This window comes from Ruegeria sp. P8, from assembly GCF_056534665.1.
The window spans coordinates 451,869-476,964 of record NZ_JBQERC010000001.1; the positions used below are offsets into that span (position 1 = coordinate 451,869).

At 57.9% G+C, this 25,096-nt stretch carries 30 protein-coding genes; 27 read left to right on the forward strand and 3 right to left on the reverse strand.

Annotated elements, in window-relative coordinates; all coding sequences use genetic code 11:
* The first annotated feature begins 1 nt into the window (after position 1).
* The 21 genes from ACR0BZ_RS02235 (at position 2) to ACR0BZ_RS02335 (ending at position 19,295) form a co-directional block, all read left to right on the forward strand.
* A complete protein-coding gene (locus tag ACR0BZ_RS02235; protein ID WP_267362849.1) occupies positions 2 to 124 on the forward strand; it encodes a hypothetical protein in 123 nt (40 codons plus the stop codon).
* Positions 124 to 1,347 (forward strand): NADH-quinone oxidoreductase subunit D, encoded by a 1,224-nt coding sequence (locus tag ACR0BZ_RS02240; RefSeq protein WP_480476079.1) that lies wholly within the window; start codon positions 124 to 126, stop codon positions 1,345 to 1,347. Before ACR0BZ_RS02235 ends, ACR0BZ_RS02240 begins: the two co-directional genes overlap by 1 nt.
* Positions 1,347 to 2,447, forward strand: a complete 1,101-nt coding sequence (gene nuoE, locus ACR0BZ_RS02245) for an NADH-quinone oxidoreductase subunit NuoE (RefSeq protein WP_480919342.1) — start codon at positions 1,347 to 1,349, stop codon at positions 2,445 to 2,447. Before ACR0BZ_RS02240 ends, nuoE begins: the two co-directional genes overlap by 1 nt.
* 30 nt (positions 2,448 to 2,477) lie before the next feature.
* Positions 2,478 to 2,699, forward strand: a complete 222-nt coding sequence (locus ACR0BZ_RS02250) for a DUF5337 domain-containing protein (protein ID WP_209598087.1) — start codon at positions 2,478 to 2,480, stop codon at positions 2,697 to 2,699.
* Between the two features lie 12 nt (positions 2,700 to 2,711).
* Positions 2,712 to 4,010: an NADH-quinone oxidoreductase subunit NuoF gene (gene nuoF, locus ACR0BZ_RS02255; RefSeq protein ID WP_480919460.1), complete on the forward strand. Its 1,299-nt coding sequence runs from the start codon at positions 2,712 to 2,714 to the stop codon at positions 4,008 to 4,010.
* A gap of 5 nt (positions 4,011 to 4,015) precedes the next feature.
* Positions 4,016 to 4,432, forward strand: coding sequence for an MAPEG family protein (locus ACR0BZ_RS02260; RefSeq protein ID WP_480919343.1), 417 nt, complete (start codon positions 4,016 to 4,018; stop codon positions 4,430 to 4,432).
* A 37-nt stretch (positions 4,433 to 4,469) separates the two neighbouring features.
* The gene (locus ACR0BZ_RS02265; RefSeq protein WP_267362834.1) at positions 4,470 to 4,820 is read left to right on the forward strand and encodes a hypothetical protein; all 351 of its coding nucleotides are present in this window, start codon (positions 4,470 to 4,472) and stop codon (positions 4,818 to 4,820) included.
* Positions 4,821 to 4,918: 98 nt separating this feature from the next.
* Positions 4,919 to 5,323 (forward strand): DUF5333 domain-containing protein, encoded by a 405-nt coding sequence (locus ACR0BZ_RS02270; RefSeq protein ID WP_480898981.1) that lies wholly within the window; start codon positions 4,919 to 4,921, stop codon positions 5,321 to 5,323.
* Between the two features lie 5 nt (positions 5,324 to 5,328).
* Entirely contained in the window at positions 5,329 to 7,350 is a 2,022-nt protein-coding gene (gene nuoG, locus ACR0BZ_RS02275; RefSeq protein ID WP_480869848.1) for an NADH-quinone oxidoreductase subunit NuoG, read from the forward strand.
* 204 nt (positions 7,351 to 7,554) lie between these two features.
* Positions 7,555 to 8,592 carry an NADH-quinone oxidoreductase subunit NuoH gene (nuoH, locus tag ACR0BZ_RS02280; protein WP_117868407.1) on the forward strand — a complete coding sequence of 346 codons (1,038 nt, stop codon included), beginning with the start codon at positions 7,555 to 7,557 and terminating at the stop codon, positions 8,590 to 8,592.
* Between the two features lies 1 nt (position 8,593).
* Complete coding sequence (gene nuoI, locus ACR0BZ_RS02285; RefSeq protein ID WP_480481782.1) at positions 8,594 to 9,088, forward strand: NADH-quinone oxidoreductase subunit NuoI; 495 nt, start codon at positions 8,594 to 8,596, stop codon at positions 9,086 to 9,088.
* Positions 9,085 to 9,495 (forward strand): carboxymuconolactone decarboxylase family protein, encoded by a 411-nt coding sequence (locus tag ACR0BZ_RS02290; protein ID WP_170476531.1) that lies wholly within the window; start codon positions 9,085 to 9,087, stop codon positions 9,493 to 9,495. The genes nuoI and ACR0BZ_RS02290 overlap by 4 nt, the downstream gene beginning before the upstream one ends.
* Positions 9,492 to 10,094, forward strand: a complete 603-nt coding sequence (locus tag ACR0BZ_RS02295; RefSeq protein WP_480516396.1) for an NADH-quinone oxidoreductase subunit J — start codon at positions 9,492 to 9,494, stop codon at positions 10,092 to 10,094. The genes ACR0BZ_RS02290 and ACR0BZ_RS02295 overlap by 4 nt, the downstream gene beginning before the upstream one ends.
* The gene (locus ACR0BZ_RS02300) at positions 10,091 to 10,585 is read left to right on the forward strand and encodes a hypothetical protein (protein ID WP_480622296.1); all 495 of its coding nucleotides are present in this window, start codon (positions 10,091 to 10,093) and stop codon (positions 10,583 to 10,585) included. The genes ACR0BZ_RS02295 and ACR0BZ_RS02300 overlap by 4 nt, the downstream gene beginning before the upstream one ends.
* Positions 10,572 to 10,877, forward strand: coding sequence for an NADH-quinone oxidoreductase subunit NuoK (gene nuoK / locus ACR0BZ_RS02305; protein WP_005984024.1), 306 nt, complete (start codon positions 10,572 to 10,574; stop codon positions 10,875 to 10,877). Before ACR0BZ_RS02300 ends, nuoK begins: the two co-directional genes overlap by 14 nt.
* 6 nt (positions 10,878 to 10,883) lie before the next feature.
* Positions 10,884 to 13,034, forward strand: coding sequence for an NADH-quinone oxidoreductase subunit L (nuoL, locus tag ACR0BZ_RS02310; protein ID WP_480919344.1), 2,151 nt, complete (start codon positions 10,884 to 10,886; stop codon positions 13,032 to 13,034).
* Positions 13,034 to 14,578, forward strand: a complete 1,545-nt coding sequence (locus ACR0BZ_RS02315; RefSeq protein WP_480919345.1) for an NADH-quinone oxidoreductase subunit M — start codon at positions 13,034 to 13,036, stop codon at positions 14,576 to 14,578. The genes nuoL and ACR0BZ_RS02315 overlap by 1 nt, the downstream gene beginning before the upstream one ends.
* A 15-nt stretch (positions 14,579 to 14,593) precedes the next feature.
* Positions 14,594 to 16,036 (forward strand): NADH-quinone oxidoreductase subunit NuoN, encoded by a 1,443-nt coding sequence (gene nuoN / locus ACR0BZ_RS02320; RefSeq protein ID WP_480476104.1) that lies wholly within the window; start codon positions 14,594 to 14,596, stop codon positions 16,034 to 16,036.
* Between the two features lie 54 nt (positions 16,037 to 16,090).
* Positions 16,091 to 16,840, forward strand: a complete 750-nt coding sequence (locus tag ACR0BZ_RS02325) for a biotin--[acetyl-CoA-carboxylase] ligase (RefSeq protein ID WP_480481776.1) — start codon at positions 16,091 to 16,093, stop codon at positions 16,838 to 16,840.
* A gap of 11 nt (positions 16,841 to 16,851) precedes the next feature.
* A complete protein-coding gene (locus tag ACR0BZ_RS02330; protein WP_209504438.1) occupies positions 16,852 to 17,631 on the forward strand; it encodes a type III pantothenate kinase in 780 nt (259 codons plus the stop codon).
* A complete protein-coding gene (locus tag ACR0BZ_RS02335) occupies positions 17,628 to 19,295 on the forward strand; it encodes a ribonuclease J (protein ID WP_480919346.1) in 1,668 nt (555 codons plus the stop codon). The genes ACR0BZ_RS02330 and ACR0BZ_RS02335 overlap by 4 nt, the downstream gene beginning before the upstream one ends.
* Before the next feature lie 10 nt (positions 19,296 to 19,305).
* Here ACR0BZ_RS02335 and ACR0BZ_RS02340 read toward each other — a convergent pair whose 3' ends face one another.
* Together ACR0BZ_RS02340 and ACR0BZ_RS02345 are read right to left on the reverse strand one after the other, a co-directional pair.
* On the reverse strand, positions 19,306 to 20,007 hold the full coding sequence (locus ACR0BZ_RS02340) for an NUDIX hydrolase (RefSeq protein WP_267362909.1): 702 nt from the start codon (positions 20,005 to 20,007) through the stop codon (positions 19,306 to 19,308).
* A gap of 25 nt (positions 20,008 to 20,032) precedes the next feature.
* The gene (locus tag ACR0BZ_RS02345; protein WP_480622300.1) at positions 20,033 to 20,431 is read right to left on the reverse strand and encodes a DUF983 domain-containing protein; all 399 of its coding nucleotides are present in this window, start codon (positions 20,429 to 20,431) and stop codon (positions 20,033 to 20,035) included.
* A 219-nt stretch (positions 20,432 to 20,650) separates the two neighbouring features.
* Between ACR0BZ_RS02345 and ACR0BZ_RS02350 the strand changes: the two genes are divergently transcribed.
* The 4 genes from ACR0BZ_RS02350 to ACR0BZ_RS02365 are packed head-to-tail and all read left to right on the forward strand — an operon-like array spanning position 20,651 to position 22,558.
* Complete coding sequence (locus ACR0BZ_RS02350) at positions 20,651 to 21,121, forward strand: EF-hand domain-containing protein (RefSeq protein ID WP_267362793.1); 471 nt, start codon at positions 20,651 to 20,653, stop codon at positions 21,119 to 21,121.
* Positions 21,122 to 21,127: 6 nt separating this feature from the next.
* Positions 21,128 to 21,745: an RNA polymerase sigma factor gene (locus ACR0BZ_RS02355; protein ID WP_480481774.1), complete on the forward strand. Its 618-nt coding sequence runs from the start codon at positions 21,128 to 21,130 to the stop codon at positions 21,743 to 21,745.
* Positions 21,735 to 22,088 (forward strand): hypothetical protein, encoded by a 354-nt coding sequence (locus ACR0BZ_RS02360; protein WP_267362789.1) that lies wholly within the window; start codon positions 21,735 to 21,737, stop codon positions 22,086 to 22,088. Before ACR0BZ_RS02355 ends, ACR0BZ_RS02360 begins: the two co-directional genes overlap by 11 nt.
* The gene (locus ACR0BZ_RS02365) at positions 22,085 to 22,558 is read left to right on the forward strand and encodes a periplasmic heavy metal sensor (RefSeq protein ID WP_480919347.1); all 474 of its coding nucleotides are present in this window, start codon (positions 22,085 to 22,087) and stop codon (positions 22,556 to 22,558) included. The genes ACR0BZ_RS02360 and ACR0BZ_RS02365 overlap by 4 nt, the downstream gene beginning before the upstream one ends.
* Positions 22,559 to 22,563: 5 nt before the next feature.
* On the opposite strand, the gene ACR0BZ_RS02370 is transcribed toward ACR0BZ_RS02365, so the two are convergent.
* Positions 22,564 to 23,964: a diguanylate cyclase domain-containing protein gene (locus ACR0BZ_RS02370; RefSeq protein ID WP_480919348.1), complete on the reverse strand. Its 1,401-nt coding sequence runs from the start codon at positions 23,962 to 23,964 to the stop codon at positions 22,564 to 22,566.
* A gap of 89 nt (positions 23,965 to 24,053) precedes the next feature.
* Here ACR0BZ_RS02370 and ACR0BZ_RS02375 point away from each other — a divergent pair, with 89 nt between their 5' ends.
* On the forward strand, positions 24,054 to 24,338 hold the full coding sequence (locus ACR0BZ_RS02375; RefSeq protein WP_267362783.1) for a DUF3572 domain-containing protein: 285 nt from the start codon (positions 24,054 to 24,056) through the stop codon (positions 24,336 to 24,338).
* 24 nt (positions 24,339 to 24,362) lie between these two features.
* Complete coding sequence (locus ACR0BZ_RS02380; RefSeq protein WP_480481770.1) at positions 24,363 to 25,055, forward strand: HAD family hydrolase; 693 nt, start codon at positions 24,363 to 24,365, stop codon at positions 25,053 to 25,055.
* The last annotated feature ends 41 nt before the right edge of the window (positions 25,056 to 25,096 follow it).

Here is a 25,096-nt window from a genome sequence, read left to right on the forward strand (position 1 = left end):
GATGATAGGTGAGTTGATCATTCTGGGCGCGTTTGGGGTTCTACTGGCCGGGTCTGCGGTCAAGGCGGTCGAGGCCGAAAAGGTCCGGGTTCGGGCCGAAGCAAAGAAGAAACGAGGGCGGTGATGGACGGCTCAAGATACGATGACGGCAGCACGGACGCGCTGAGCGGCGAGCAGAAGATCCGCAACTTCAACATCAACTTCGGCCCGCAACACCCTGCGGCTCACGGAGTTTTGCGTCTGGTGCTCGAGTTGGACGGCGAGATTGTCGAACGTTGCGACCCGCATATCGGCTTGCTGCACCGTGGCACCGAAAAGCTGATGGAAAGCCGGACCTATCTGCAGAACCTGCCGTATTTCGACCGTCTGGACTATGTAGCACCGATGAACCAGGAACATGCTTGGTGTCTGGCCATCGAAAAGCTGACCGGGGTCGAGGTGCCGCGACGTGGCTCGCTGATCCGGGTTCTGTATTCCGAGATCGGGCGCATCCTAAACCACCTGCTGAACGTGACGACGCAGGCGATGGACGTCGGCGCACTGACCCCGCCACTCTGGGGTTTTGAAGAGCGTGAAAAGCTGATGGTGTTCTATGAGCGTGCCTGCGGTGCCCGCCTGCACGCCGCTTATTTCCGTCCGGGTGGTGTACATCAGGACCTGCCGCCGGAACTGCTGGACGATATCGAGGCGTGGAGCCACGAATTCCCCAACGTCCTTGATGACATTGACGGGCTGCTGACCGAAAACCGCATCTTCAAACAGCGCAACGCTGATATCGGCGTGGTGACCGAGGATGACATTCAGAAGTACGGCTTCTCGGGCGTGATGGTCCGTGGATCGGGTCTGGCATGGGACCTGCGCCGCGCGCAACCCTACGAGTGCTACGACGAGTTCGAGTTCCAGATCCCCGTTGGCAAGAACGGCGACTGTTATGACCGCTACCTTGTCCGTATGGAAGAAATGCGCCAATCGCTGCTGATCATCCGTCAGGCCATCGCCAAAATCCGCGAGTGCCCCGGTGACGTTCTGGCGCGTGGCAAGATCACCCCGCCGAAACGTTCGGATATGAAGACCTCGATGGAGAGCCTGATCCATCACTTCAAACTGTACACCGAAGGCTTTCACGTTCCTGCCGGTGAAGTTTATGCCGCCGTCGAAGCCCCAAAGGGCGAATTCGGCGTCTATCTGGTCGCTGACGGCACCAACAAACCCTACCGCGCCAAACTGCGCGCGCCAGGTTTCCTGCACCTGCAAGCCATGGACCACGTTGCCAAAGGCCACCAACTGGCCGACGTCGCCGCCATCATCGGCACCATGGACGTCGTATTTGGAGAGATTGACCGCTAATGCTCCGCCGTCTTCATCCCGAACAACCTGAAAGCTTTGCCTTCACCGCTGCCAACCAGCAATGGGCCGAAGCGCAGATTACCAAATATCCCGAAGGCCGTCAGGCCAGTGCGGTAATCCCTCTGCTGTGGCGTGCGCAGGAGCAGGAAGGCTGGTTGAGCCGCCCGGCGATTGAATCCGTCGCCGACATGCTGGGTATGGCTTATATCCGCGTGCTAGAGGTGGCCTCGTTCTACTTCATGTTCCAGCTGCAACCGGTGGGATCTGTGGCCCATGTTCAGGTTTGTGGCACGACCTCCTGCATGATTTGCGGGGCCGAGGATCTGATCGCTGTCTGCAAGGAGAAGATCGCGGCCAAGCCACACGTGCTGTCCGCCGATGGCAAGCTGAGCTGGGAAGAGGTCGAATGCCTTGGCTCCTGCACCAATGCGCCGATGGCACAGATCGGCAAGGATTACTACGAAGACCTGACCGCTGCGAGCTTTGGCAAGATCCTTGATGATCTGGTGGCAGGGAAAGTTCCGACGCCGGGCCCGCAGAATGGTCGCTATGCGGCTGAACCGCTCAAGGGGCTGACCAGCCTGACGGAGTATGACAGCGGCAAAACGCAGTACAACGCCAGCGTCGAACTGGCCACCGATATTGGCGATACGGTCAGGCGCATTGATGGGACCGAGGTTCCGATCCTGACCCCTTGGTTGGGCAAGGATGGCAAAGCGGCTGCGACCAAAGCTGCACCGAAGCCGCCCAAAGCGCCAGCCCCAGCGAAACCTGCTGTGAAACAGGCCGCTGAGGCGAAGGCAGCGCAAGAGGACCAGCCCGAAACACTGACAGGCGCGCGCGACGGCAAGGCAGATAACCTGAAACTGTTGAAAGGCGTAGGCCCCAAGCTGGAGCAGACGCTGAACGAGCTGGGCTTCTTCCACTATGATCAGATCGCTGCCTGGACACCGGAACAGGTCGCCTGGGTCGATGCACGGTTGAAGTTCAAGGGCCGGATCGAGCGTGATGGCTGGATTGAACAGGCAGCCAAGCTTGCGGCGGGTGAGGAAACCGAATTTGCCAAACGTGCCAAGGAAGATGGCACCTACAAAGACTAAACGGGTGCCCCATCGGGGCATCGGGGGATGATGGACAAGGACAAGGATCAGGCTATAGCCCGAAAGGGCCGACATATCGGCATCGTCATTGCGGTGACGATGGTGATCTGGCTTGCCATGAACCTGTTCATTGGCCCCGCGCTGGGTTTGACAGCCCGGCACGCGCTGCTGTTTGATTTTGCTGCTCTGGCGGCATTCATTTATGCGGGTGTGAACATTTTTCAACTCTGGCGCATGCGTCAGGACAGCTGAAGGTAACGAATGATGCTGAAGGATCAGGACCGGATCTTTACCAACATCTACGGGATGCACGAACGCACGCTGAAAGGCGCGCAAGCCCGCGGGCATTGGGACGGCACCGCTGGCCTGATTGAAAAGGGCCGGGACTGGATCATTCAGACAATGAAGGATTCGGGGCTGCGCGGACGCGGCGGTGCGGGCTTCCCAACTGGCCTGAAATGGTCGTTTATGCCAAAGGAAAGCGACGGTCGCCCTTCCTATCTGGTTGTGAATGCCGATGAATCCGAGCCCGGCACCTGCAAAGACCGTGAGATCATGCGCCATGATCCCCACACGTTGATTGAAGGGTGTCTGATCGCGTCTTTCGCGATGAACGCACATACCTGCTATATCTACCTGCGCGGCGAATACATCCGCGAGCGTGAGGCATTGCAGGCCGCGATTGATGAGGCCTATGACGCGGGGCTTCTTGGCAAAAATGCAGCTGGTTCGGGCTGGGATTTTGATCTTTTCCTTCATCACGGGGCAGGGGCCTATATTTGTGGCGAGGAAACCGCCCTGATCGAAAGCCTTGAGGGCAAGAAGGGTATGCCGCGGATGAAACCTCCGTTCCCGGCGGGTGCGGGGCTGTACGGATGTCCGACCACTGTGAACAACGTGGAATCCATCGCGGTGGTGCCGACCATTCTGCGTCGGGGAGCGGATTGGTTCGCTGGATTTGGTCGTCAGAACAACGCTGGTACCAAGCTGTTTGCGATCTCGGGCCACGTGAACGATCCTTGTGTCGTCGAAGAGGCGATGTCGATCCCGTTCGAACAGCTGATCGAAACCCATTGCGGCGGCATTCGCGGCGGGTGGGATAATCTGCTGGCGGTTATCCCCGGTGGATCCTCGGTTCCCTGCGTGCGCGGTGAAAACATGCGCGACGCGATCATGGATTTCGATTACCTGCGCAATGATCTGGGGTCGGGTCTGGGCACGGCAGCGGTGATTGTGATGGACAAATCCACCGACATCATAAAGGCGATCTGGCGCCTGTCGAAGTTTTACAAGCATGAAAGCTGTGGTCAGTGTACGCCGTGTCGCGAAGGCACCGGCTGGATGATGCGTGTGATGGATCGTCTGGTGCGCGGCGAGGCTGAACTGGAAGAGATCGACATGCTGTTTGACGTGACAAAACAGGTCGAAGGACACACGATCTGTGCGTTGGGTGATGCGGCCGCCTGGCCGATCCAGGGCCTGATCCGCAACTTCCGGGAAGAGATCGAAGACCGCATCAAGGCTCAGAAATCGGGCCGTATGGGTGCCATGGCAGCGGAGTGAACAAGATGGAAGTGTTTGCTGAATATAGCCACGCAATTGCGTCGGTTGTGCTATTCACACTGGTTGTGTTGTTTCTGGCACCGTTTTCGGCACTGGCCAAACAAGCCAAGGGGCTGGCACCCGGTGCGACGCCTGACCAGGATTATGCCGACAAGGCGTATCGTCTGAACCGGGCCTATCTGAACGGGACGGAAACACTTCCGGCATTTGTGACAGTAATTACAGCGGCGATTTTGCTTGGTGTCAGCCCGTTTTGGGTAAACCTGCTGGCCTCGGTGGCGCTGGTTGCGCGCTTGGCGATGCTGGTGGTGCATCTGAAAGGGATTGGCAAGCCAAGCAGTGGTCCGCGGACAATTCTGTATGTGATCGGCTGGGTGTGCATGGTCGTGATCGGGCTTATGGCATTGGTGGCGGCGTTTTGATGGCGACGCAGCGGAACAGAAAACAAAGAGGGAAAGTATGAAGGCCCCCAAAGCCCTTATTGTTGTGTTGGCGCTGGCTGGTGTTTCTGCATGCGGTCTGGTGAAGCCGTCGGCAGACCGGCTTTTGTTCGACGGCAAGTCGTTCAGGGCCAAGGCGAAGGTGGTCAACAAGAAAACCTCGCCCGCGGACTTTACGGTTGTCGTCAAAGGCGTCTCTGCTTCACTCGATGGTGCGCGCGAGGCCGGACGTCATGAAGGTACCAAATTCTGCATCCAGAACTTCGGATCGTCTCGGATTGCTTGGAAGGTGGGTCCGGATACTGACCCGCAGAACCTCAGCGTCAGCAATGATCAACTGACATTTGCAGGAACCTGCCAGCGGCCATGACCGGTGTTTTTCCATATCTTCGGTGGGCGGGCAGGGTGTTATTGCCTAGCAGCCGCAAACCGCTTCGTCTTGGACAGTCCAAGACGAAAGGAAAACCCATGTCTGTTGTAAAACTAGTTGCCCTCGCATCGCTGATGGCCTTGCCGACGGTGACAGAAGCAAAGCCGCCCTTGAGGGATGTCAAAGAGATCGACAACGAACTCTACTACATCGCCATTGCAAATGAGATTTCCGAGTTCTGCCCGTCGATCAGCGGGCGGCGATTGAAAGCGATCAGTGTGATGTGGGGACTGCGGTCCAAAGCGAATAATCTGGGGTACTCGGACACGGAAATCCGCTCCTATGTCGAGTCGGATGCTGAAAAGGGTCGGATGCGGGCCAAGGGCGAGGCTTATCTGGCGAAAAACGGCGTGTCCTACGACAACCCCAAAACGTTCTGCTCTCTGGGGCAGAAGGAAATCCAAAGAAACAGCGCCATTGGCGTTTATTTGAGAGCGAATTGAGAGCCATGTCTGACCTCCGCAAGATCAATATCGACGGGCAGGAAATCGAAGTCGATGGTGCGATGACCCTGATACAGGCTTGTGAACAAGCCGGGGTCGAGGTACCGCGTTTCTGCTATCACGAGCGTCTGTCGATTGCGGGAAACTGCCGGATGTGTCTGGTTGAGGTAGTGGGCGGTCCGCCGAAACCGGCTGCCTCCTGCGCGATGCAGGTGCGCGATTTGCGCCCGGGGCCGGAAGGGCAGCCACCGGTAGTCAAGACGAACTCTCCCATGGTCAAGAAGGCCCGCGAGGGTGTGATGGAGTTCCTGCTGATCAACCATCCACTGGATTGCCCGATCTGCGATCAGGGCGGCGAATGCGATCTTCAGGACCAGGCGATGGCTTATGGCCTGTCCGGTTCGCGGTTCAAGGAAGCCAAACGCGCGGTTGATGATCTGGATCTGGGACCGCTTGTGGGCACCGCAATGACCCGCTGCATCAGTTGCACCCGCTGCGTGCGCTTCACCACCGAAGTCGCCGGGATCACTCAGATGGGTCAGACAGGGCGCGGTGAGGATGCCGAGATTACCTCGTATCTGAACCAGACGCTGGATTCGAACCTGCAAGGCAACATTATCGACCTGTGCCCGGTTGGGGCACTGACCTCGAAACCTTATGCGTTTACCGCGCGCCCGTGGGAATTGACCAAGACCGAAAGCATCGACGTCATGGACGCGCTGGGATCGAACATTCGTGTCGATACCAAAGGGCGCGAGGTGATGCGATTCCTTCCTCGCAATCATGACGGAGTGAACGAGGAGTGGATCAGCGACAAAACCCGCTTTGTCTGGGACGGGTTGCGGCGTCAGCGTCTGGACAAGCCTTACATCCGTGAAAACGGCAAGCTGCGCCCGGCCTCATGGTCCGAAGCACTGACCAAGGCCGCAGAGGCGCTGAAAAGCGCTGAGAAGCCAGCCGGTATCGTCGGTGATCTGGCACCGGTCGAGGCTGCGTTCGCATTGAAACAGATGATCGAAGGACAGGGCGGTGTTGTCGAATGCCGCACCGATGGAGCCAAGCTTCCGGTCGGGAACCGTGGCGCATATGCCGGGACCGCCGCGATTGAAGACATCGATACGGCCGAGCGTATTCTTCTGATTGGCACCAACCCGCGCGATGAAGCACCGGTTTTGAACGCGCGTATCCGCAAGGCGTGGGCGCACGGGGCCGAAGTCGCTTTGGTAGGTCCAGCGGTCGATCTGACTTATGCGTACCATCATGTGGGCGATGACCGCGCGGCGCTGCAAAAGGTTGTCGACATGGGGGGCGACGATGAAATCAGGGGCAAACGCTCGCTGGTCATCATCGGGCAGGGAGCGCTGCAGGAGGCGGATGGAGCCGCTGTTCTGGCTGCCGCGCAAACAATTGCCGCAAATACGGAAAGCGGCCTGATCATTCTGCACACTGCGGCGTCGCGCGTGGGCGCGATGGATGTGGACGCCACAAACGCAGGCGGCATGGAAGCGATCAATGCTGCGGATGTGATCTATAACCTTGGTGCGGATGAGGTCGAAATCGGCGAAGGCGCGTTTGTGATCTACCAGGGCAGCCACGGAGATCGGGGCGCACACCGCGCAGATGTGATCCTGCCGGGTGCGGCCTATACTGAGGAAAACGGTCTGTTCGTGAATACGGAAGGCCGTCCGCAACTGGCGATGCGCGCCGGGTTTGCGCCGGGTGAGGCCAAGGAAAACTGGGCCATCCTTCGTGCGCTGTCGGCTGAACTGGGGGCGACGCTCCCCTATGACTCGCTGGCGCAGTTGCGCACAGCCTTGATCGAGGCGGTCCCCCATCTGGCCCGCATCGACGAGGTGATCGAGAACGAGGTTCAAGCGCTTGAGGCCGGATCTTTGGGCCAAGCGACCTTCCGCAACGCGATCAAGGATTTCTATCTGACCAACCCGATCGCACGGGCCTCGCAACTGATGGCCGAGTTGTCGGCGCAGGCGCAGGTCCGCAAAGCCGAGAAGATTGCGGCGGAATGAACCATAGCAGTTTCATATCGCAAGCCAGTGCTGCGGTTGGGTCGCACCTGACTGCGCCGGAAATGTGCGGGAAACGAAAGAAAAAGGGTGGCGCTATGGCGGCAGATGCTGTTTACACCAACGCGCCGACCCAGCCGCAGTTTGCGCAGGCATCTGGCCTTTGCATCGCGCGCGAAAAACGGAATACCCACGGTGTGAGGACCAATGGCTGAATTCTTTAACACCCCCGGCGGAATAGCCATCATCATTCTGGCGCAAGTGCTTGCTGTTGTTGCCTTTGTGATGATCTCGCTGTTGTTCCTTGTTTATGGCGACCGCAAAATCTGGGCCGCTGTCCAGATGCGCCGCGGCCCTAACGTGGTCGGCGTCTACGGTCTGCTGCAATCGGTGGCGGATGCGTTGAAATACGTCGTCAAAGAGGTCGTTATCCCCGCAGGAGCCGACCGCACGGTTTTCATACTCGCGCCGCTCACCTCTTTCGTGCTGGCGATGATCGCCTGGGCGGTGATCCCATTCAACGATGGCTGGGTCCTGTCGGATATCAACGTCGCAATCCTCTATGTCTTCGCCGTATCCTCGCTTGAGGTTTATGGCGTGATCATGGGCGGTTGGGCGTCGAACTCAAAGTACCCGTTCCTCGGCTCGTTGCGCTCTGCCGCGCAGATGATTTCATACGAGGTCTCCATCGGCCTGATCATCATCGGTGTGATCATCTCGACCGGGTCGATGAACTTTGGTGACATTGTGCGGGCGCAGGATGGGTCGTTCGGGTTCTTCAGCTGGTACTGGCTGCCGCACTTCCCGATGGTCTTTCTGTTCTTCATCTCGGCGCTGGCTGAGACAAACCGGCCACCGTTTGACTTGCCCGAAGCGGAATCGGAACTTGTGGCGGGTTATCAGGTCGAATACTCGGCCACGCCCTTCCTGCTGTTCATGGCGGGTGAATACATTGCAATTTTCCTGATGTGCGCGCTGACCTCGCTGCTGTTCTTCGGCGGCTGGCTGTCGCCGATCCCGGGCCTGCCCGATGGTGTTTTGTGGATGGTCGCCAAGATGGCGTTCTTCTTCTTCATCTTCGCGATGGTCAAGGCCATCACGCCCCGCTACCGCTATGACCAGCTGATGCGGCTGGGCTGGAAAGTGTTCCTGCCATTCTCGCTGGTCTGGGTGGTGTTCGTGGCCTTTGCGGCGAAATTCGACTGGTTCTGGGGCGCATTTGCCCGTTGGAGCGTAGGAGGCTGATATGGCAAACATCAATTACACCCGCGCTGCCAAATACTTCCTACTGCAGGATTTCTGGGTCGGAATGAAACTGGGTCTGAAGTATTTCTTCGCTCCCAAAGCCACCGTGAACTACCCGCACGAAAAGGGCCCTCTGTCCCCGCGTTTCCGCGGTGAACACGCACTTCGCCGCTATCCGAATGGCGAAGAGCGCTGCATCGCCTGTAAACTGTGCGAGGCGGTCTGCCCGGCGCAGGCCATCACCATCGACGCCGAACCGCGAGAAGACGGCAGCCGCCGCACCACGCGCTATGACATCGACATGACCAAATGCATCTATTGCGGCTTCTGTCAGGAAGCATGCCCGGTTGATGCCATCGTCGAAGGCCCGAACTTTGAATTCGCCACGGAAACCCGGGAAGAGCTGTTCTACGACAAGGAAAAACTCCTGTCGAATGGCGAACGCTGGGAAGCCGAGATCGCGCGCAATCTGGAACTGGACGCTCCGTACCGATGAGTGACAGCCCGACAAATCCGTTCGAGCTGATGATGAAGCAAGCTCAGGACATGGCCAAGGCGATGAACCCGGCGATGGAAAGCTTCTCGCCCAAAGGGTTCGAGGCGCTGTGGCCGACCATGCCGAAAGAGGTCATGGAGATGATGTTCGGCAACACCGTCAACAAGGACGGGCTGGATGCCAAAACGCGCCTGTTGCTGACGCTGGCCGGGCTGACCTGTCAGGGCGCTCAGGCGGATTCGGCCGTGCGCCAGACCGTGCGTCATGCGCTGGAAGCGGGCGCGAAGAAACAAGAGATCGTGGAAACGATCGGTCAGATGTCGGTCTTTGCCGGCATCCCGGCCATGACCCGCGCGCTGGATCTGGCGCAAGAGGTCATGGGCGACAACGAGGATGAGGATCAATGACCGTCTTTGCCTTCTACCTGTTTGCCATCAGCGCCATCACCGGCGGGCTGTTCACGGTGATCAGCCGCCAACCAGTGCACTCGGTCCTGTGGCTGATCCTGGCGTTTCTGTCCTCGGCAGGGCTGTTCGTGCTGCTGGGGGCCGAGTTCGTGGCGATGCTGCTGGTTATCGTCTATGTCGGCGCGGTCGCGGTTCTGTTCCTCTTCGTGGTGATGATGCTGGACGTGGACTTTGCCGAGCTCAAGGCCGAAATGGCGCGCTATATGCCGCTGGCACTGCTGATTGGTCTGATCATCCTGATGCAGTTTGTCATGGCTTTCGGGGCGTGGGACAGCGCACAGGGTGCTGCGGCCAATCTGGCCCAGCCGGTCCCGACAGACCGCCACAACACCGAGGCGCTTGGCCTCATCCTTTACGATCAATACTTCCTTCTGTTCCAACTGGCGGGCCTGATCCTGCTGGTGGCCATGATCGGCGCCATCGTTCTGACGCTGCGCCACCGCAAGGACATCAAGCGTCAGGACATTATCGGCCAGATGATGCGTGACCCGGCCAAGGCGATGGAGTTGAAGGACGTGAAACCGGGGCAGGGATTGTGAAACTATTGGCGATCATTTTTGCAGTAACTTTGGGCGTGCCTGCTTCTGCGGCTACCTTAAGTGATTGCGGATATCGTACTTTCCACTTCGAAGTAACAAACCATCGAGTGATTGCGGACAATGTAGTTGCGTGGACCAAAATCGGTGATGGGGTTCGCGGGGGACGCAGCGAACTGTATTCCTACAATTGCGCATCCGGTGAAAGCGTGTCTGCATTCGCCGATGCTCGCAACTCGTATTCCAGAGAGGCGATTCTTGAGCAGGAATCTCTTTTGGATGAAATTTTCTATGGTGTGACTGCCGAAAATTGGAACGAGATAGTGGAGGAATTTTTGACCGAATTTGAAACAATCGAAACTCCTACTTTTCCCTTCGGTACGGCTTTGCCTTCGACCTCGCCAAGCGAAATTTGCGGCTGTGCAGCCGCCTTTCCAGAAATACTAGATGACGGAGAACCGTCGCATCTGGGGGACAGAAATGATCGGACTTGAACACTATCTTACGGTCGCGGCGACGCTGTTCGTCATCGGCATCTTCGGTCTCTTCCTGAACCGCAAGAACGTCATCATCCTGCTGATGAGCATCGAACTGATGCTGCTGGCGGTGAATATCAACCTCGTGGCTTTCTCCAGTTTCCTCGGCGATCTGGTCGGGCAGGTCTTCACGCTGTTCGTGCTGACCGTTGCAGCGGCCGAAGCGGCGATTGGTCTGGCCATTCTGGTCTGTTTCTTCCGCAACCGTGGCACCATCGCGGTTGAAGACGTCAATATGATGAAGGGGTAAGGGAACATGGAAACCACCATCCTCTTTGCCCCGTTGGTGGGCGCGCTGCTCTGCGGGTTCGGCTGGAAGTTCATTGGCGAGAAAGCCGCCATGTGGACGGCCACGGGCCTACTGTTTCTGGCCTGTCTGCTGTCTTGGCTCGTATTCTTCACCTTCGACGGCCACACGCAGCAGATCGAGATCATGCGCTGGATCGAAAGCGGCTCGCTTTCGACAAGCTGGGCCATCCGTCTGGACCGACTGACGGCAATCATGCTGATCGTGGTGACGACCGTCTCGGCGCTCGTGCACCTGTACAGCTTCGGCTACATGGACCACGATCCGCAATGGCGCGAAGGCGAAAGCTATAAGCCGCGCTTCTTTGCCTATCTGTCCTTCTTCACTTTCGCCATGCTGATGCTGGTGACTGCGGACAATCTGGTGCAGATGTTCTTTGGCTGGGAAGGCGTGGGTGTCGCGTCATACCTGCTGATCGGGTTCTATTATCGCAAGCCTTCGGCCAATGCGGCGGCAATCAAGGCTTTCGTGGTCAACCGGGTTGGCGATTTTGGGTTTGCTCTGGGCATCTTCGCGCTGTTCTTCCTGACCGACAGTATCAACTTCTCGGACATCTTCGCCTCTGCCCCTGCCTTGGCCGAAGAAAAGCTGCATTTCCTGTGGGGGGAATGGACCGCGATCGAAGTGATCTGCGTTCTGCTCTTCATCGGCGCGATGGGTAAATCGGCGCAGTTGATCCTGCACACATGGTTGCCGGACGCGATGGAGGGCCCGACGCCTGTGTCAGCGCTGATCCACGCTGCGACCATGGTGACCGCAGGTGTCTTTTTGGTCTGCCGCATGTCCCCGCTGATGGAGTTCGCACCGGGCGCAACAGGGTTCATCACTGTTCTTGGGGCCTCGACTGCGTTCTTCGCTGCTACTGTTGGTCTGGTTCAGACCGATATCAAACGTGTCATCGCGTATTCGACCTGTTCGCAGCTGGGCTACATGTTTGTGGCGGCGGGCGTCGGCATGTATTCGGCGGCGATGTTCCACCTGTTCACGCATGCCTTCTTCAAGGCGCTGTTGTTCCTTGGGGCCGGTTCGGTGATCCACGCGATGCTTCACGAGCAGGAGATGACCGAGTATGGCGGTCTGCGCAAAAAGATTCCCTATACCTTCTGGGCGATGATGATCGGCACTTTGGCGATTACCGGTGTTGGCATCCCGCTGACCACCTTTGGTTTTGCCGGTTTCCTGTCAAAAGACGCAATTATCGAGAGTGCCTATGCGGGCGGATCAAGCTATGGCTTCTGGTTGCTGGTCGTCGCTGCCGCGTTCACCTCGTTCTACAGCTGGCGTCTGATCTTCCTGACCTTCTATGGCGAGCCGCGCGGCGACAAGCACACGCATGATCACGCACATGAAAGCCCGAAGGTGATGTTGGTGCCGCTGGGAGTTCTGTCGCTGGGTGCGGTATTCGCGGGCATGATCTGGTACGGAAACTTCTTTGGCCATGCGGACAAGGTTGGCAAATTCTACGGTATTCCGGTTGCAGAAGCTTCAGAGCATGCCGAGACCGGTGATCACGCGGCGGTGGATGCGTCGCACGGCGAAGACAGCCATGCCGATGAAAGCCGTACGGCTGACAGCCATGCTGATGAAGGTCATGGTGAGAAGGATGCCAAGGGTGGCGATCATCACTATGTCTTTGCGGGCGAGCCGGGTGAAGGTGCGCTTTATATGGCGCCGGACAACCACATTCTGGACGATGCGCATGCGGCTCCGAAATGGGTCAAGGTTTCGCCATTTGTTGCGATGGTGCTTGGCTTTGTCGTGGCCTATTGGTTCTACATCGTGAACACGTCGCTACCCGCACGTCTGGCGGCAAACCAGCGTCCGCTGTACCTGTTCCTTCTGAACAAATGGTATTTCGACGAAATCTACGATGCGATCTTCGTAAAACCCACTGTCGCCCTTGGCCGGTTCCTGTGGAAACGCGGTGACGGCAATACAATCGACGGCTTCCTGAATGGGGTTGCAATGGGGGTTGTTCCCTTCTTCACCCGCCTCGCAGGCAAGGCGCAGACCGGGTACATCTTTACTTACGCCTTCTGGATGGTTTTGGGCATTGCGGCCCTTGTCACCTGGATGTCGATCGGCGGAGGCGCACACTAATGGACAATATCCTATCTATTGTCACCTTTATCCCCGCCATCGCAGCAAGCATTCTGGCGCTGTTCCTGCACGGCAGCGACGTCGCGGCTCAGCGCAACGCCAAGTGGATTGCATTGCTGGCGACAACTGTGACGTTTCTGGTATCAATTGGCATCTACACAGGCTTTGATCCTTCGAACACCGGCTTCCAGATGGTGGAAGAGGGTGAATGGCTGATGGGTCTGAAATACAAGATGGGCGTGGATGGCATCAGCGTTCTGTTCGTGTTGCTGACCACCTTCATCATGCCGCTGACCATTCTGGCCAGCTGGAATGTGACAGACCGCGTCAAGGAATACATGATTGCTTTCTTGCTGCTGGAAACGCTGATGCTGGGCGTGTTCATGGCGCTGGACTTGGTGCTGTTCTACCTGTTCTTTGAGGCGGGTCTGATCCCGATGTTTCTGATCATCGGTATCTGGGGCGGCAAGGATCGTATCTATGCCAGCTTCAAGTTTTTCCTTTACACCTTCCTTGGCTCGGTGCTGATGCTGGTGGCCATGGTCGCGATGTATGCTGACGCGGGCACCACGGATATCGAAGCGCTGATGGCCCATCAGTTCGCATCCGAGAGTTTCAGCGTGTTGGGCATCTATGTCACCGGCGGTATGCAGACGCTGATGTTCCTGGCCTTCTTCGCATCTTTTGCGGTGAAAATGCCGATGTGGCCGGTGCATACCTGGTTGCCCGATGCGCACGTTCAAGCGCCGACGGCGGGCTCGGTCGTGCTGGCGGCGATCCTGTTGAAGATGGGCGGCTACGGCTTCCTGCGGTTCAGCCTGCCGATGTTCCCGGTTGGCACGGCGGTGATGACTGATCTTGTGCTTTGGATGTCAGCCATAGCGGTTGTCTATACCTCGCTGGTGGCACTGGTGCAGGAAGACATGAAAAAGCTGATCGCGTATTCCTCGGTGGCGCATATGGGCTTTGTCACGATGGGCATCTTTGCTGCGAACCAGCAAGGCATTGACGGCGCAATTTTCCAGATGCTGAGCCACGGGTTCATCTCTGCCGCGCTCTTCCTCTGTGTCGGCGTGATCTATGACCGGATGCACACCCGCGATATCGAGGCTTATGGCGGTCTGGTCATTCGGATGCCCGCCTATGCGCTGGTCTTCATGCTGTTCACCATGGCCAATGTCGGCCTGCCGGGCACCAGCGGGTTTATTGGTGAGTTCCTGACACTCATGGGTACATTCCAGGTTAACACCTGGGTGACTGCAGTTGCGGCGACCGGTGTGATCTTTTCGGCAGCCTACGCGCTGTGGCTCTATCGCCGGGTCGTGTTTGGGGACCTGATCAAGGAAAGCCTGAAGGCGATGACCGACATGAGCTCTCGCGAGCGGCTGATTTTTGCCCCGCTGATCGTGATGACGATCCTGTTGGGGGTCTACCCGTCGCTGGTGACCGATGTGATCGGGCAATCGACGACGGCACTCATTTCGAACTATGACACGGCTCTGGCCGCGGCTGAGGCTGCGACCCAGACTGCCGCTTCGCATTAAGGGAGCTTTGGAGACATGATCCAGGCTGATCTGACAATTATCCTGCCGGAAATCGTTCTGGCGATCTATGCGATGGTGGCTCTGTTGGGGGCAGTCTACACGTCGAAAGACGGGCTGGCTTCGGTTCTGGTCTGGACCACGGCGGGCCTGATGGCGGTCCTGGCGATCTGGATCGCCACCCAGGGCAGTGGCACCAACGTGGCCTTCAACGGCATGTTCGTAGATGACGGGTTCGCGCGTTTTGCCAAAGTTGCCATCCTTTTGTCGGCAGGTGCCGTTCTGGTGATGAGCCAGGAATACATGGCGCGCCGGGGTCTTCTGCGCTTTGAATATCCGCTGCTGGTGGCGCTTGCTGCCGTTGGTATGATGATGATGGTCAGCGCGGGCGATCTGATGTCTCTTTACATGGGGCTCGAGCTGCAATCCCTTGCGCTGTATGTTGTTGCCGCGCTGCGTCGTGACAGTGCGAAATCAACCGAAGCAGGGCTGAAATACTTTGTTCTGGGCGCTCTCAGTTCAGGTCTGCTGCTGTATGGTGCGTCGCTGGTCTATGGGTTCACCGGCACGACACTGTTCTCGGGCATTATTCAGACGGTCCATCATGGGGACGTCTCGGTTGGTCTGTTGTTTGGCCTGATCTTCCTGATCTCGGGTCTGGCATTCAAGGTGTCGGCGGTTCCGTTCCATATGTGGACGCCAGATGTCTATGAAGGGTCGCCGACGCCAATTACGGCTTTCTTTGCCACCGCGCCGAAAGTCGCAGCAATGGCCTTGTTTGCACGTCTTCTGCATGACGCCTTCGGAGGCGTGGTCAAAGACTGGCAGCAAGTGATTGTTTTGCTGTCGGTGCTGTCGATGCTGCTGGGGGCGGTTGCCGCAATTGGTCAGCGCGACATCAAGCGACTGATGGCGTTCTCGTCGATTGCCCATATGGGCTATGCGCTGATCGGTCTGGCGGCTGGTACCGAGTTGGGTATTCAGGCGATGCTGATGTATCTGGCGATTTACGTGACCATGAACATTGGCACGTTTGCGTTTATCCTGATGATGGAACGCGACGGCAAACCCGTCACTGACATTGATGCGCTGCGCCAGTATTCCAAACGTGATCCGGGCAAGGCCCTTGCTGTTCTGATCCTGATGTTCTCGCTTGCCGGTGTCCCACCGATGCTGGGTTTCTTTGCGAAGTTTGGTGTTTGGCGGGCTGGTGTAAGTGCCGATTTGACCGGCCTTGTTGTGGTCTCAGCCATCGCATCGGTAATTGGCGCCTTCTATTACCTGCGGATCGTGTTCTACATGTATTTCGGGGCCGAGAACGAGGACCCGATCGAAACGCGGTCGACACCCGTTCTATGGGTCGCCCTGATGGGGTCCGCGGCGCTGATGCTGATCGGGGTCTTCTATCAGTTCGGGATCGAGGGCGCGGCCGCTGCCGCGGCGGCGACTCTTGTCAACTGAACGTTTTGCACAATCTGAGAGAGGGGCTCGGTCGCGTGACCGGGCCTTTTTGATATGACCAAGTGGCCAAAAGGCTATGGCCTGCACGAGGTGCAGGAAGTCGATAGCACACTCAACGAAGCGGCGCGGATTGCCCCCAATGCCCGTGGTCCTGTCTGGATCATGGCGCATCATCAGACGGCTGCGCGTGGGCGACGCGGACGGTCATGGGCCAACCCCATGGGCAACCTTGCCGCGACCCTTTTGATGCGCCCCGAAGGTGCACCAGAACAGGCGGCACTGCGCAGTTTTGTTGCGGCACTGGCTCTGTTTGACGCTTGCGTCTCTGTGACAGGGCGTGCCGCGGGGTTGTCGTTGAAATGGCCCAATGACGTACTGCTGAACGGTGGTAAGCTTGCTGGTATTTTGCTGGAAAGCGCCGGTCAGGGGCGCGGTGTAGCACATCTGTCGATCGGTATTGGCGTGAATTTGGCCAACGCCCCAGACGCCGACGCGGTAGAACCGGGCGCGATCCGTCCCGTCTCGCTGTTGTCGGAAACCGGTGCAAACGTCACGCCCGAGGATTTTCTGACCGAGCTTGCCTCGGCCTATGCCAAATATGAAACTCAGTTTGTTACCTACGGGTTCGAACCCATTCGCACTGCGTGGCTGTCCCGTGCTGCCCGGCTGGGCGAGGTTATCACGGCCCGTACCGGAACGTCCGAAACGGTTGGGACCTTCGAAACGGTAGACGCAAGCGGTAACCTTGTCTTAAACACCGCCAAAGGTCGCGTGAGCATTCCTGCGGCGGATGTCTATTTCTGAAAGGGGCACAGATGCTTCTGGCCATTGATTGCGGCAATACCAACACAGTCTTCTCGATCTGGGATGGTCAGGAATTTCTGTGCACCCTGCGCACCTCGACCCATCACGCACGCACGGCGGACGCCTATTTCACCTGGTATTCGACGCTGGTGAAACATTACGGGATCGAGGCGAATATCTCGGATGTCATCATTGCCTCGACCGTGCCGCGCGTCGTGTTCAACCTGCGCATCTTTGCTGATCGCTTTTTTGGGTGCAGGCCGCTGGTGGTGGGAAGGCCGGATTGCCTGCTGCCCGTGCCGCCGCGTGTGGATCAAGGAACTGTGCCGGGCCCGGATCGACTGGCCAACGCAGTTGGCGCATTTGACCGTCATGGCGGCAATGTCGTCGTGGTGGACTTTGGTACCGCAACAAATTTCGACGTTGTCGCCGCGGACGGTGCCTATGTGGGGGGCGTCATCGCTCCGGGTGTGAACCTCAGCCTTGAGGCTTTGCATCAGGGCGCAGCCGCACTGCCGCATATCGACATCACGCGTCCCGAGAAGGTGATCGGTACAAATACGGTTGGTTGTATCCAGTCGGGCGTGTATTGGGGATATTCCGGCCTGATCGAAGGGCTGATCGCGCGGATCAAGGCCGAATATGGAATGCCGATGAAAGTCGTGGGAACCGGAGGGTTGGCCCCCTTGTTCGATCAGGCCGACGTGGGGTTCGACGTAATCGAAGATGATTTGACGATGCACGGCTTGACCGTGATTCATCGCTACAACAAGGAAAATGGCTCGATATGAGCAGTGAAAGATTGATCTACCTGCCGCTGGGTGGCGCGGGCGAAATTGGCATGAATGCCTATGTGTACGGATATGGTCAGCCCGGGCAGGAACGCCTGATCCTGGTGGATCTGGGCGTCACCTTTCCCGATATGGACACAACTCCGGGCGTCGACCTGATCTATGCGGATATTTCATGGTTGAAAGAACGGGCCGACCGGCTGGATGGCGTTTTCATCACCCATGCGCATGAAGATCATGTCGGCGCGGTGGCTCATTGCTATGAGGCTCTGGGAGCTCCGATCTATGCCCGGGCTTTCACGGCCAATATCGCGCGTCGCAAGATGGAAGAATATGTGCACCCGACCGACGCGGTAACAACCGTGTCCGCATGGCCCGAAAAGGTCTCAGTCGGACCGTTTACGGTGGGTTTCCTTCCGGTTTCACACTCGATCCCGGAAAGTGCTGCGTTGGTCATCGACACGCCCGCAGGGCGCGTGGTGCATTCGGGTGATTTCAAGCTGGATGCAAACCCGGTCGTGGGCGAAGCCTTTGACCCCGATCTATGGGCCGAGATTTCCAAGCCGGGTGTCAAGGCGTTGGTTTGCGACAGCACGAATGTTTTCTCGGCGCATCCGGGCCGTTCGGAATCCGAGGTTGGGCCAGAGATTACAAAGCTAGTCGAAAACGCCGAGGGTATGGTTGTGGCTACCACCTTCGCGTCGAACGTGGCACGGGTTAAAACATTGGCCGAGGCGGGCGCACGCGCGGGGCGTTCAGTTGTGTTGCTGGGGCGCGCAATGCGGCGGATGATCGAGGCCGCGACTGAAACCGGTATCCTGTCGGACTTCCCCAAGGTGATCAGCGCGGAAGAGGCGCTGGACCTGCCGCGCCAGAACCTGATGCTGATCGTGACCGGCAGCCAGGGCGAGCGCCGTGCGGCAAGCGCGCAACTGGCCCGCGGCAAGTACCGTGGTCTGGAACTGTCCGAAGGCGACCTGTTCCTGTTCTCGTCAAAAACCATTCCCGGAAATGAACGTGGCGTGATTTTCATCATGAACCAGCTCAGTGAAAAGGGCGTGGATGTAGTGGATGACAGCTCGGGCCTCTATCATGTCTCTGGCCATGCGAACCGGCCCGATCTTGAGAAGGTGCACGCGCTGATCGATCCGCAAGTTGTGATCCCAATGCATGGAGAGCACCGGCACCTGCGCGAGCATGTCAAACTGGCTGAGCAGGGTGGCAGAACGGGCGTGCTGGCCGTGAACGGCACCATGCTGGATCTCAGCGGCAATGCACCCGTGGTGGTCGACTATGTCGAAACCGGGCGTACCTATCTGGACGGTACGGTGAAAATCGGTGCGATGGACGGTGTGGTACGTGACCGTATTCGCATGGCGCTGAACGGCCACGTAACTGTGACAGTCGTTCTGGACGAAGAAGACGAGCCGCTGGGCGAACCGTGGTGCGATACGATGGGTCTGCCCGAGGTCGGAACGTCCCGGGCCGGATTGGTCGAGGTGTTGGAAGAAGACCTGAACCAGTTCCTGATGCGGGCGGCAGCCAAGACCCTACGGGATGACGACAAGCTTGAAGACGAAATGCGCCGGATCGTGCGTCAGACGGCAAAAGCGGAAATCGGCAAAAAGCCCGAAGTGACGGTAGTTGTCAGCCGGATGCGGTGAAACTGACCGGTCAATCCTGCTCGGGCATTGGATAGCCTCTGAGCCGCAGGAATAGATTGGCTTCTTCGTTGTTCTGATAGAACGGAACCGATATTGGCGGCTCGGGTGAGGTCACCCGGGCTGCGACCTCGGCCAGAACAACCTCGGTGATAAACGGCAAATCCAGGTCGCGCGCCCGATCCAGTTCCACCCATTGCAGATGCGACAGCTCGTCCGAGGCATGGCTGAAATCATCCAGATCGCCCTGCAGCGCATCGGCATCGACCAGAAAAAACCGCGCATCGAACCGGCGGGGGCGGCCGGGCGGTGTGACTGCGCGAAAAACAAATTGCAGCGCAGCGGCCGACGGCACGTAACCCATGGCGGAAAAGCTTTGCCAGTCGTCAGGAACGTTGCCCGGCCAGCGTCCTGTCTGGCCCAGGACAAGTCCTGTTTCTTCCCAAAGCTCGCGAATTGCTGCGGCGGCAAGGGCGTGTTGTTTTCCGGATTCCGCCTGTTCCGCCAACCTCTCAGAACACAGGTCAGGCAGTGCGGTCGCAAGCGGTACATCCGCATCCGCCGGATCGACCGCTCCACCGGGGAACACGAATTTGTTGGGCATGAACACAGCCTTGGACCCACGTTGACCCATCAGGATCGACGGATTGGTCCACCTGTTCCGCAGCACGATGACGGTTGCGGCGTCGCGGATGGCGGTCTTGTCGGTCATCATGCCTAAAACAATCGCTTCTTGAGGCTCATGAATCGTTGCCAAAACCGTGCATACGACGCGCCCACTGATAGGCGACCACAGCGCCTTTCAAACGGGGGAGCAAAAACAGCGACAGTGCAACGCAAGCAATGGAAAACCCGATGGCCATCACCCATGGGTCCGGGCGCCAGTTCACATACGAGACGTGCAGGGCCGGGGCCAACAAATGCCCGACCAGCAGGATCGTCAGATAGGCGGGCCCATCATCGGCGCGATGATGAAACAGTTCCTGTCCACAGTTCGAGCAGGTGTCATTCACTTTTAGGTAGCTGTGCAACAGCTTGCCTTCGCCGCAACTAGGGCACTTGCACCGAAACCCTTTGACCAAAGCGGGCCAGGTTTCACGCTCGCTCTCAGTTGTGGTGTCGATCGTCTGATCCGTCATAATATAACTCGCGCAGTAATCTTTGGCGGATAATGCGCCTGAACGGGTGGTTTTTAAAGGGGGGTGCGTCGCTTTGCAACGCATCTAAGGTGAACCACGTCGTGAAATACCGAGATGGTTCAAAAAAAGTTGCTGACACTGCGACGGAATTCCCTGCCTCGCGCGTTTGAATGGATATGAGCAGCGGCACTCAGGCCGCGTCAACAAGGGAAAACCGAAATGAAAAACGCAAAGTTCATCACGGCGATTGTCCTGTCGGGTGTTGCAATCACCGGCACGTCTGTTCTGGCGGCTGGCCCGGGTGGTCGTGAGCCAGTGTCCTTTCAGGAATTGGATGCCAATGGCGACGGTCAAGTGACACAGCAGGAAATGGAAGCACATCGCACCGAGCGTTTCTCGGCCGCTGATACTGATGGGGACGGCCAGCTCAGCCTTGAGGAGATGCAGGCCGCCGCTCAGAAAAAAGCAAACGACCGCGTCACCAAAATGTTCGAAAACAACGATGCGAACAAAGACGGGTTCCTAAGCCAGGACGAGTTGCCGAAACCGCGCCGGGGTGACAAGATGTTTGACCGGATGGATGCAGATAACAGTGGTGGAATATCGGAACAGGAATTTGCCGATGCCAAAGACCGGATGGGACGGCACCATAAGAAAAAGCACCACAAGTCGGGTGCAATCGACAACTGATGCAGGGTGGAGGACCTGACCTCCCACCTACACGATGTTCGCGGTGCGGGTTGCACCGCGAGCTCTCTCAGCGACGATGTGTTGCTGGGCCAATTTGCTGAGGGTGACGCACAGGCTGCGCGGGTCTTAACAGATCGCCTTGGGCCGCTTTGTTATTCCGTCGCGTTGCGTATGTTGGGCAATCGGGCCGAGGCAGAAGACGTAACGCAGGAGGCGATGATGCGGATGTGGCAGATGGCGCCGGAATGGGTGCCGGGTCAGGCCAAAGTGTCGACATGGCTGTATCGCGTGACGTTGAATCTGTGTGTGGACATTCGGCGCAGGAAGTCCCCCGGCAGGTTGTCGGATATTCCTGAGCCAGAAGATGGCAAAGCCAGCGTAGCCGACCGACTGCAGGATGAGGCCCGCGTGGATGCGTTGCAGCTTGCCCTGTCTCAGCTGCCCGAAAGGCAGAGGCAGGCAGTGATTCTGCGCCACATCGAAGAGTTGCCCAACCCTGAAATTGCCGGGATCATGGGAATTTCAGTAGAAGCGGTTGAAAGCTTGACCGCGCGGGGCAAACGAAGTCTGACCGCGATTTTGGCCGGGCGACGTGAAGAACTGGGGTATGACGATGACGGATGAAAACCTGGAACTGGATCATTTGTTTGCGCAGGCTCGGCAAAACCGACCGGCGCTGCCCGACGATCTGGCCGTGCGCATTCAGACAGATGCTGAAAAACTCCGCCTCAGTCGCCTAAGGCCCGAACCGCGTCCTCAATCTTCGATCTGGCATCGAATGATGGACAACGTAGGTGGCTGGCAGGGGTTGGGCGGCTTGATCGCCGCCAGTGCGGCGGGGCTCTGGATCGGCTTTTCCGCGCCGGGGTTCCTGCCTGATCCCGCCAATCTGCTGGCATCGCAGGAGACGGTCCTTTTTGTGGCGGACCTTGGATATGACACGAGTTTTCTGGAGAGCACTGAATGAATGCTGCCCCTAAACCGAAACGCCGGTGGATGACGGTTTTGCTGGTTTCGTCATTGGCACTGAACCTGTTGGTTGTCGGTGTTGCAGTTGGAACCGTGCTGCGCCTGAAGGATGGAGATCACACCGAGGCACCGCCGGGATTCGGTCCTGCGCTGTATCGCGCTTTGCCGAAAGATGACCGCAAAGCGTTGCGAGGGGAACTGTCTGCGCTGCGCGAAAAAGACTTAAGGGGGCGCAGACAGGACTTTCAAGCCCTGAGCCTGGCACTGCGCAGGGTGCCCTTCGATCCGGTCGCCGTTGAAGTGTTGTTGCTGCAACAGTCGCAGGCGACGGCAGAACTGCAACTAGCATTGCAGACACAATGGCTGGCTCGCGTCACCGCCATGAGTGACGCAGAGCGGCAGTCTTATGCGGACAGGTTGCAAAAGATCGTCGAACGCGGGCCGCATGGGCACAAGAAAAAGGACTGACAGGTTCAGGCTGCGCTTTGCCTGATACTCACCTGATTGCGCCCCGCTTTTTTTGCCGCATAAAGGGCTTTGTCGGCGGCTTTTAGGATATCGTCTACAGGAACGGGTGTGCGTTCTTTTCCCGGCTGACCCGATTGCGGCATCTCCAGCCCAATGCTGATCGTGACGTTAACCTGCAAACCTTGATCCGTTAGCAGGAACGGCGCGCGACAAATGCTGTCACAGATGGCCTCAGCCAGTTTTCTGGCTTGCTTTTCTGACACATCAGGCACCGCGAACATGAACTCTTCACCGCCGATACGGGCGACAAAACCTTTGGACCCAAGTGCGCTTTGCATGCGTTTTGCGGCCTGCGTCAGAACACAATCACCAGCGCCATGGCCATGGCAGTCATTGATGGTCTTGAAGTGATCCAGATCCGCCAGCATGACGGCAAAGCCACGCCCGGTACGGGCAGACTGGCGCGCGATCTGATCCAATGCCCGCATGGCGTAACGACGATTGTGCAGCCCGGTGAGCGGATCAATACAGGACTCGGCGATCCCTTTTCTCAGTGATACGCGCAGATGATCAAGCCGTGCCTTGCGCGCAATCTGATTATTCAGCCGCAACAGAATCTCTTGCGCGCAGAACCCCCCAAGGCATACGGCGTCCGCTCCTCTGTCCAGCGCTTCCGAGGCATGCACGGCATCGTTGTCCTGCAGGATGCCAATCAGGACAGTGTTCCGGGTTGCTGCGCGTGACCTGAGATCCGCAAGGATATTCAGCGCGGACGGGGGCGAGCCCAGTTCGACCACAATCGCGTCCGGTATCGGCCCGGACAAAACGCCTTGCAGGTTCGATTGAAGATGCCAGGACAGATCGAAATGGTGGTGGCCTTGCAAGGCCTTGTGCCAAAGGGCACCAGTTCGGACAGTATCGGTCAAGATATCAACCCGGGCCGCGTTCGGTGGGCTGATCATAACAGGGGCGGGTTCCCCAAATCCAATAGGTTGCGATCCGTTGCTGACCTGCAAATCTTGAGTAGCTGCACGCGCGCGCAAAAGGCTGCGAATGCGTGCCAGTAGCAACGTATCTTTGAAAGGGTGCGTCAACACATCGTCCAGCCCGTCTTTCAGGGCACGCAGGCGCGCGTTTTTGTCATTCTGTGCTGCCAGTACGACAACGGGCACGTCATCAAGGCCTGATACTTCGGTGAGGGCTTTCTTGACATCTGCGGCTGTTCCATCGGGCAATGTTTGGGCCGTCAGAACAAGGTCTGGCTGCACGCGACGGGCAAGGGCTTGTAGCCCTTCAAGTTTTCCACCCTGCACCACGTGGTACCAGGCAGCAGTCAGTTGAACCTTCAGCATTATGCGGTTGGTTGATACCCCGTCGAGGACAAGGATGGTGCCTTGCACAGACATAGTCGTTCACCGTTGATTGCATGCGTGAACAAATTGTTTATGAGTCTGGTTAACAAACTCTTTCCAACACCATTCTCTGAGCGCAGTTTATGCCCCTATCGCCCGACTTAGCCGAGACTCTTGCTCTGACAGCCCTGGGGTGGCTGGTCAGCAATGACGAGCTTTTGCCTGTATTTCTTGGCTCGACAGGTGCTTCGATCGGGGATGTTCGCAATCGGGCCGGTGATCGGGACTTTCTGGCTTCGGTTCTCGATTTTCTGGTGCTTGACGATTCGTGGGTCATGGCGTTTTGTGACGCCAACTCGATCGCCTATGATCACCCGGCCCAAGCGCGGGCCGTTCTGTCAGGCGGTGGCGATGTACACTGGACCTGAGCACCTTTTCCGCAGGAGCACGCGATGCCAATAGAAGCAATCGTCTTCGACAAGGATGGCACTTTGTTCGATTTTGCCAAAACCTGGGGAACCTTCGGGCGCTCGTTGCTGATGCGTCTGACAAAGGGGGATGTAGACCGGGCGGTGGAACTCGGGAGCGTCATCGGGTTTGACTACGAGCAAGAGCGGTATGCCACAGATAGCATTGTGATCGCCGCAACGGTCGAAGAAATCGCCGAGGTGCTTATTGCGCATGTTGACGATGTGACATTGCAGGAAGTTGTGGACATGATGAATGCCGAGGCCGCGGCGGCTCCTCAATCCCCTGCCGTGCCGTTGGGCCCATTCCTGAAAGGGTTGCAGCAATCCGGGATCAAACTGGGCGTTGCGACAAATGACAGCGAGCATCCGGCATTGCAGCATCTGGAATCTGCTGGAATACGCGAACACTTCGATTTTATCGCCGGGTATGACAGTGGTCATGGGTTCAAACCGGGGCCAGGTCAGTTGCTGGCCTTTGCCGCACAGGTCGGGGTCGAGCCGTCGCGCATTGCAATGGTGGGTGACAGTGTTCATGACCTGCAAGCGGGGCGCGCAGCCGGGATGATCACCATTGGCGTTTTGACCGGATTGGCAGAAGCAGATGCGCTGGCACCGATGGCGGATGTGGTCCTGCCGGATATCGGTCACATTCCTGCATGGCTGGCCGAAAAATGATGCGTTGATCCGGAAAATCGACGCACAATTATAGAAAACCG

Coding starts and splice junctions, on each gene's coding strand:
- ACR0BZ_RS02340 (WP_267362909.1), bottom strand. CDS start 20,007: ATGATGACCGACAAGACCGCCATCCGCGACGCCGCAACCGTCATCGTG.
- nuoG (WP_480869848.1), top strand. CDS start 5,329: ATGTCTGACCTCCGCAAGATCAATATCGACGGGCAGGAAATCGAAGTC.
- ACR0BZ_RS02270 (WP_480898981.1), top strand. CDS start 4,919: ATGTCTGTTGTAAAACTAGTTGCCCTCGCATCGCTGATGGCCTTGCCG.
- ACR0BZ_RS02375 (WP_267362783.1), top strand. CDS start 24,054: ATGCCCCTATCGCCCGACTTAGCCGAGACTCTTGCTCTGACAGCCCTG.
- ACR0BZ_RS02265 (WP_267362834.1), top strand. CDS start 4,470: ATGAAGGCCCCCAAAGCCCTTATTGTTGTGTTGGCGCTGGCTGGTGTT.
- nuoF (WP_480919460.1), top strand. CDS start 2,712: ATGCTGAAGGATCAGGACCGGATCTTTACCAACATCTACGGGATGCAC.
- ACR0BZ_RS02370 (WP_480919348.1), bottom strand. CDS start 23,964: ATGTCTGTGCAAGGCACCATCCTTGTCCTCGACGGGGTATCAACCAAC.
- nuoI (WP_480481782.1), top strand. CDS start 8,594: ATGGCAAACATCAATTACACCCGCGCTGCCAAATACTTCCTACTGCAG.
- ACR0BZ_RS02290 (WP_170476531.1), top strand. CDS start 9,085: ATGAGTGACAGCCCGACAAATCCGTTCGAGCTGATGATGAAGCAAGCT.
- nuoL (WP_480919344.1), top strand. CDS start 10,884: ATGGAAACCACCATCCTCTTTGCCCCGTTGGTGGGCGCGCTGCTCTGC.
- ACR0BZ_RS02380 (WP_480481770.1), top strand. CDS start 24,363: ATGCCAATAGAAGCAATCGTCTTCGACAAGGATGGCACTTTGTTCGAT.
- ACR0BZ_RS02330 (WP_209504438.1), top strand. CDS start 16,852: ATGCTTCTGGCCATTGATTGCGGCAATACCAACACAGTCTTCTCGATC.
- nuoK (WP_005984024.1), top strand. CDS start 10,572: ATGATCGGACTTGAACACTATCTTACGGTCGCGGCGACGCTGTTCGTC.
- ACR0BZ_RS02350 (WP_267362793.1), top strand. CDS start 20,651: ATGAAAAACGCAAAGTTCATCACGGCGATTGTCCTGTCGGGTGTTGCA.
- ACR0BZ_RS02365 (WP_480919347.1), top strand. CDS start 22,085: ATGAATGCTGCCCCTAAACCGAAACGCCGGTGGATGACGGTTTTGCTG.
- nuoN (WP_480476104.1), top strand. CDS start 14,594: ATGATCCAGGCTGATCTGACAATTATCCTGCCGGAAATCGTTCTGGCG.
- ACR0BZ_RS02315 (WP_480919345.1), top strand. CDS start 13,034: ATGGACAATATCCTATCTATTGTCACCTTTATCCCCGCCATCGCAGCA.
- ACR0BZ_RS02325 (WP_480481776.1), top strand. CDS start 16,091: ATGACCAAGTGGCCAAAAGGCTATGGCCTGCACGAGGTGCAGGAAGTC.
- ACR0BZ_RS02360 (WP_267362789.1), top strand. CDS start 21,735: ATGACGGATGAAAACCTGGAACTGGATCATTTGTTTGCGCAGGCTCGG.
- ACR0BZ_RS02335 (WP_480919346.1), top strand. CDS start 17,628: ATGAGCAGTGAAAGATTGATCTACCTGCCGCTGGGTGGCGCGGGCGAA.
- ACR0BZ_RS02295 (WP_480516396.1), top strand. CDS start 9,492: ATGACCGTCTTTGCCTTCTACCTGTTTGCCATCAGCGCCATCACCGGC.
- ACR0BZ_RS02235 (WP_267362849.1), top strand. CDS start 2: ATGATAGGTGAGTTGATCATTCTGGGCGCGTTTGGGGTTCTACTGGCC.
- ACR0BZ_RS02250 (WP_209598087.1), top strand. CDS start 2,478: ATGGACAAGGACAAGGATCAGGCTATAGCCCGAAAGGGCCGACATATC.
- nuoE (WP_480919342.1), top strand. CDS start 1,347: ATGCTCCGCCGTCTTCATCCCGAACAACCTGAAAGCTTTGCCTTCACC.
- ACR0BZ_RS02240 (WP_480476079.1), top strand. CDS start 124: ATGGACGGCTCAAGATACGATGACGGCAGCACGGACGCGCTGAGCGGC.
- ACR0BZ_RS02260 (WP_480919343.1), top strand. CDS start 4,016: ATGGAAGTGTTTGCTGAATATAGCCACGCAATTGCGTCGGTTGTGCTA.
- ACR0BZ_RS02345 (WP_480622300.1), bottom strand. CDS start 20,431: ATGACGGATCAGACGATCGACACCACAACTGAGAGCGAGCGTGAAACC.
- nuoH (WP_117868407.1), top strand. CDS start 7,555: ATGGCTGAATTCTTTAACACCCCCGGCGGAATAGCCATCATCATTCTG.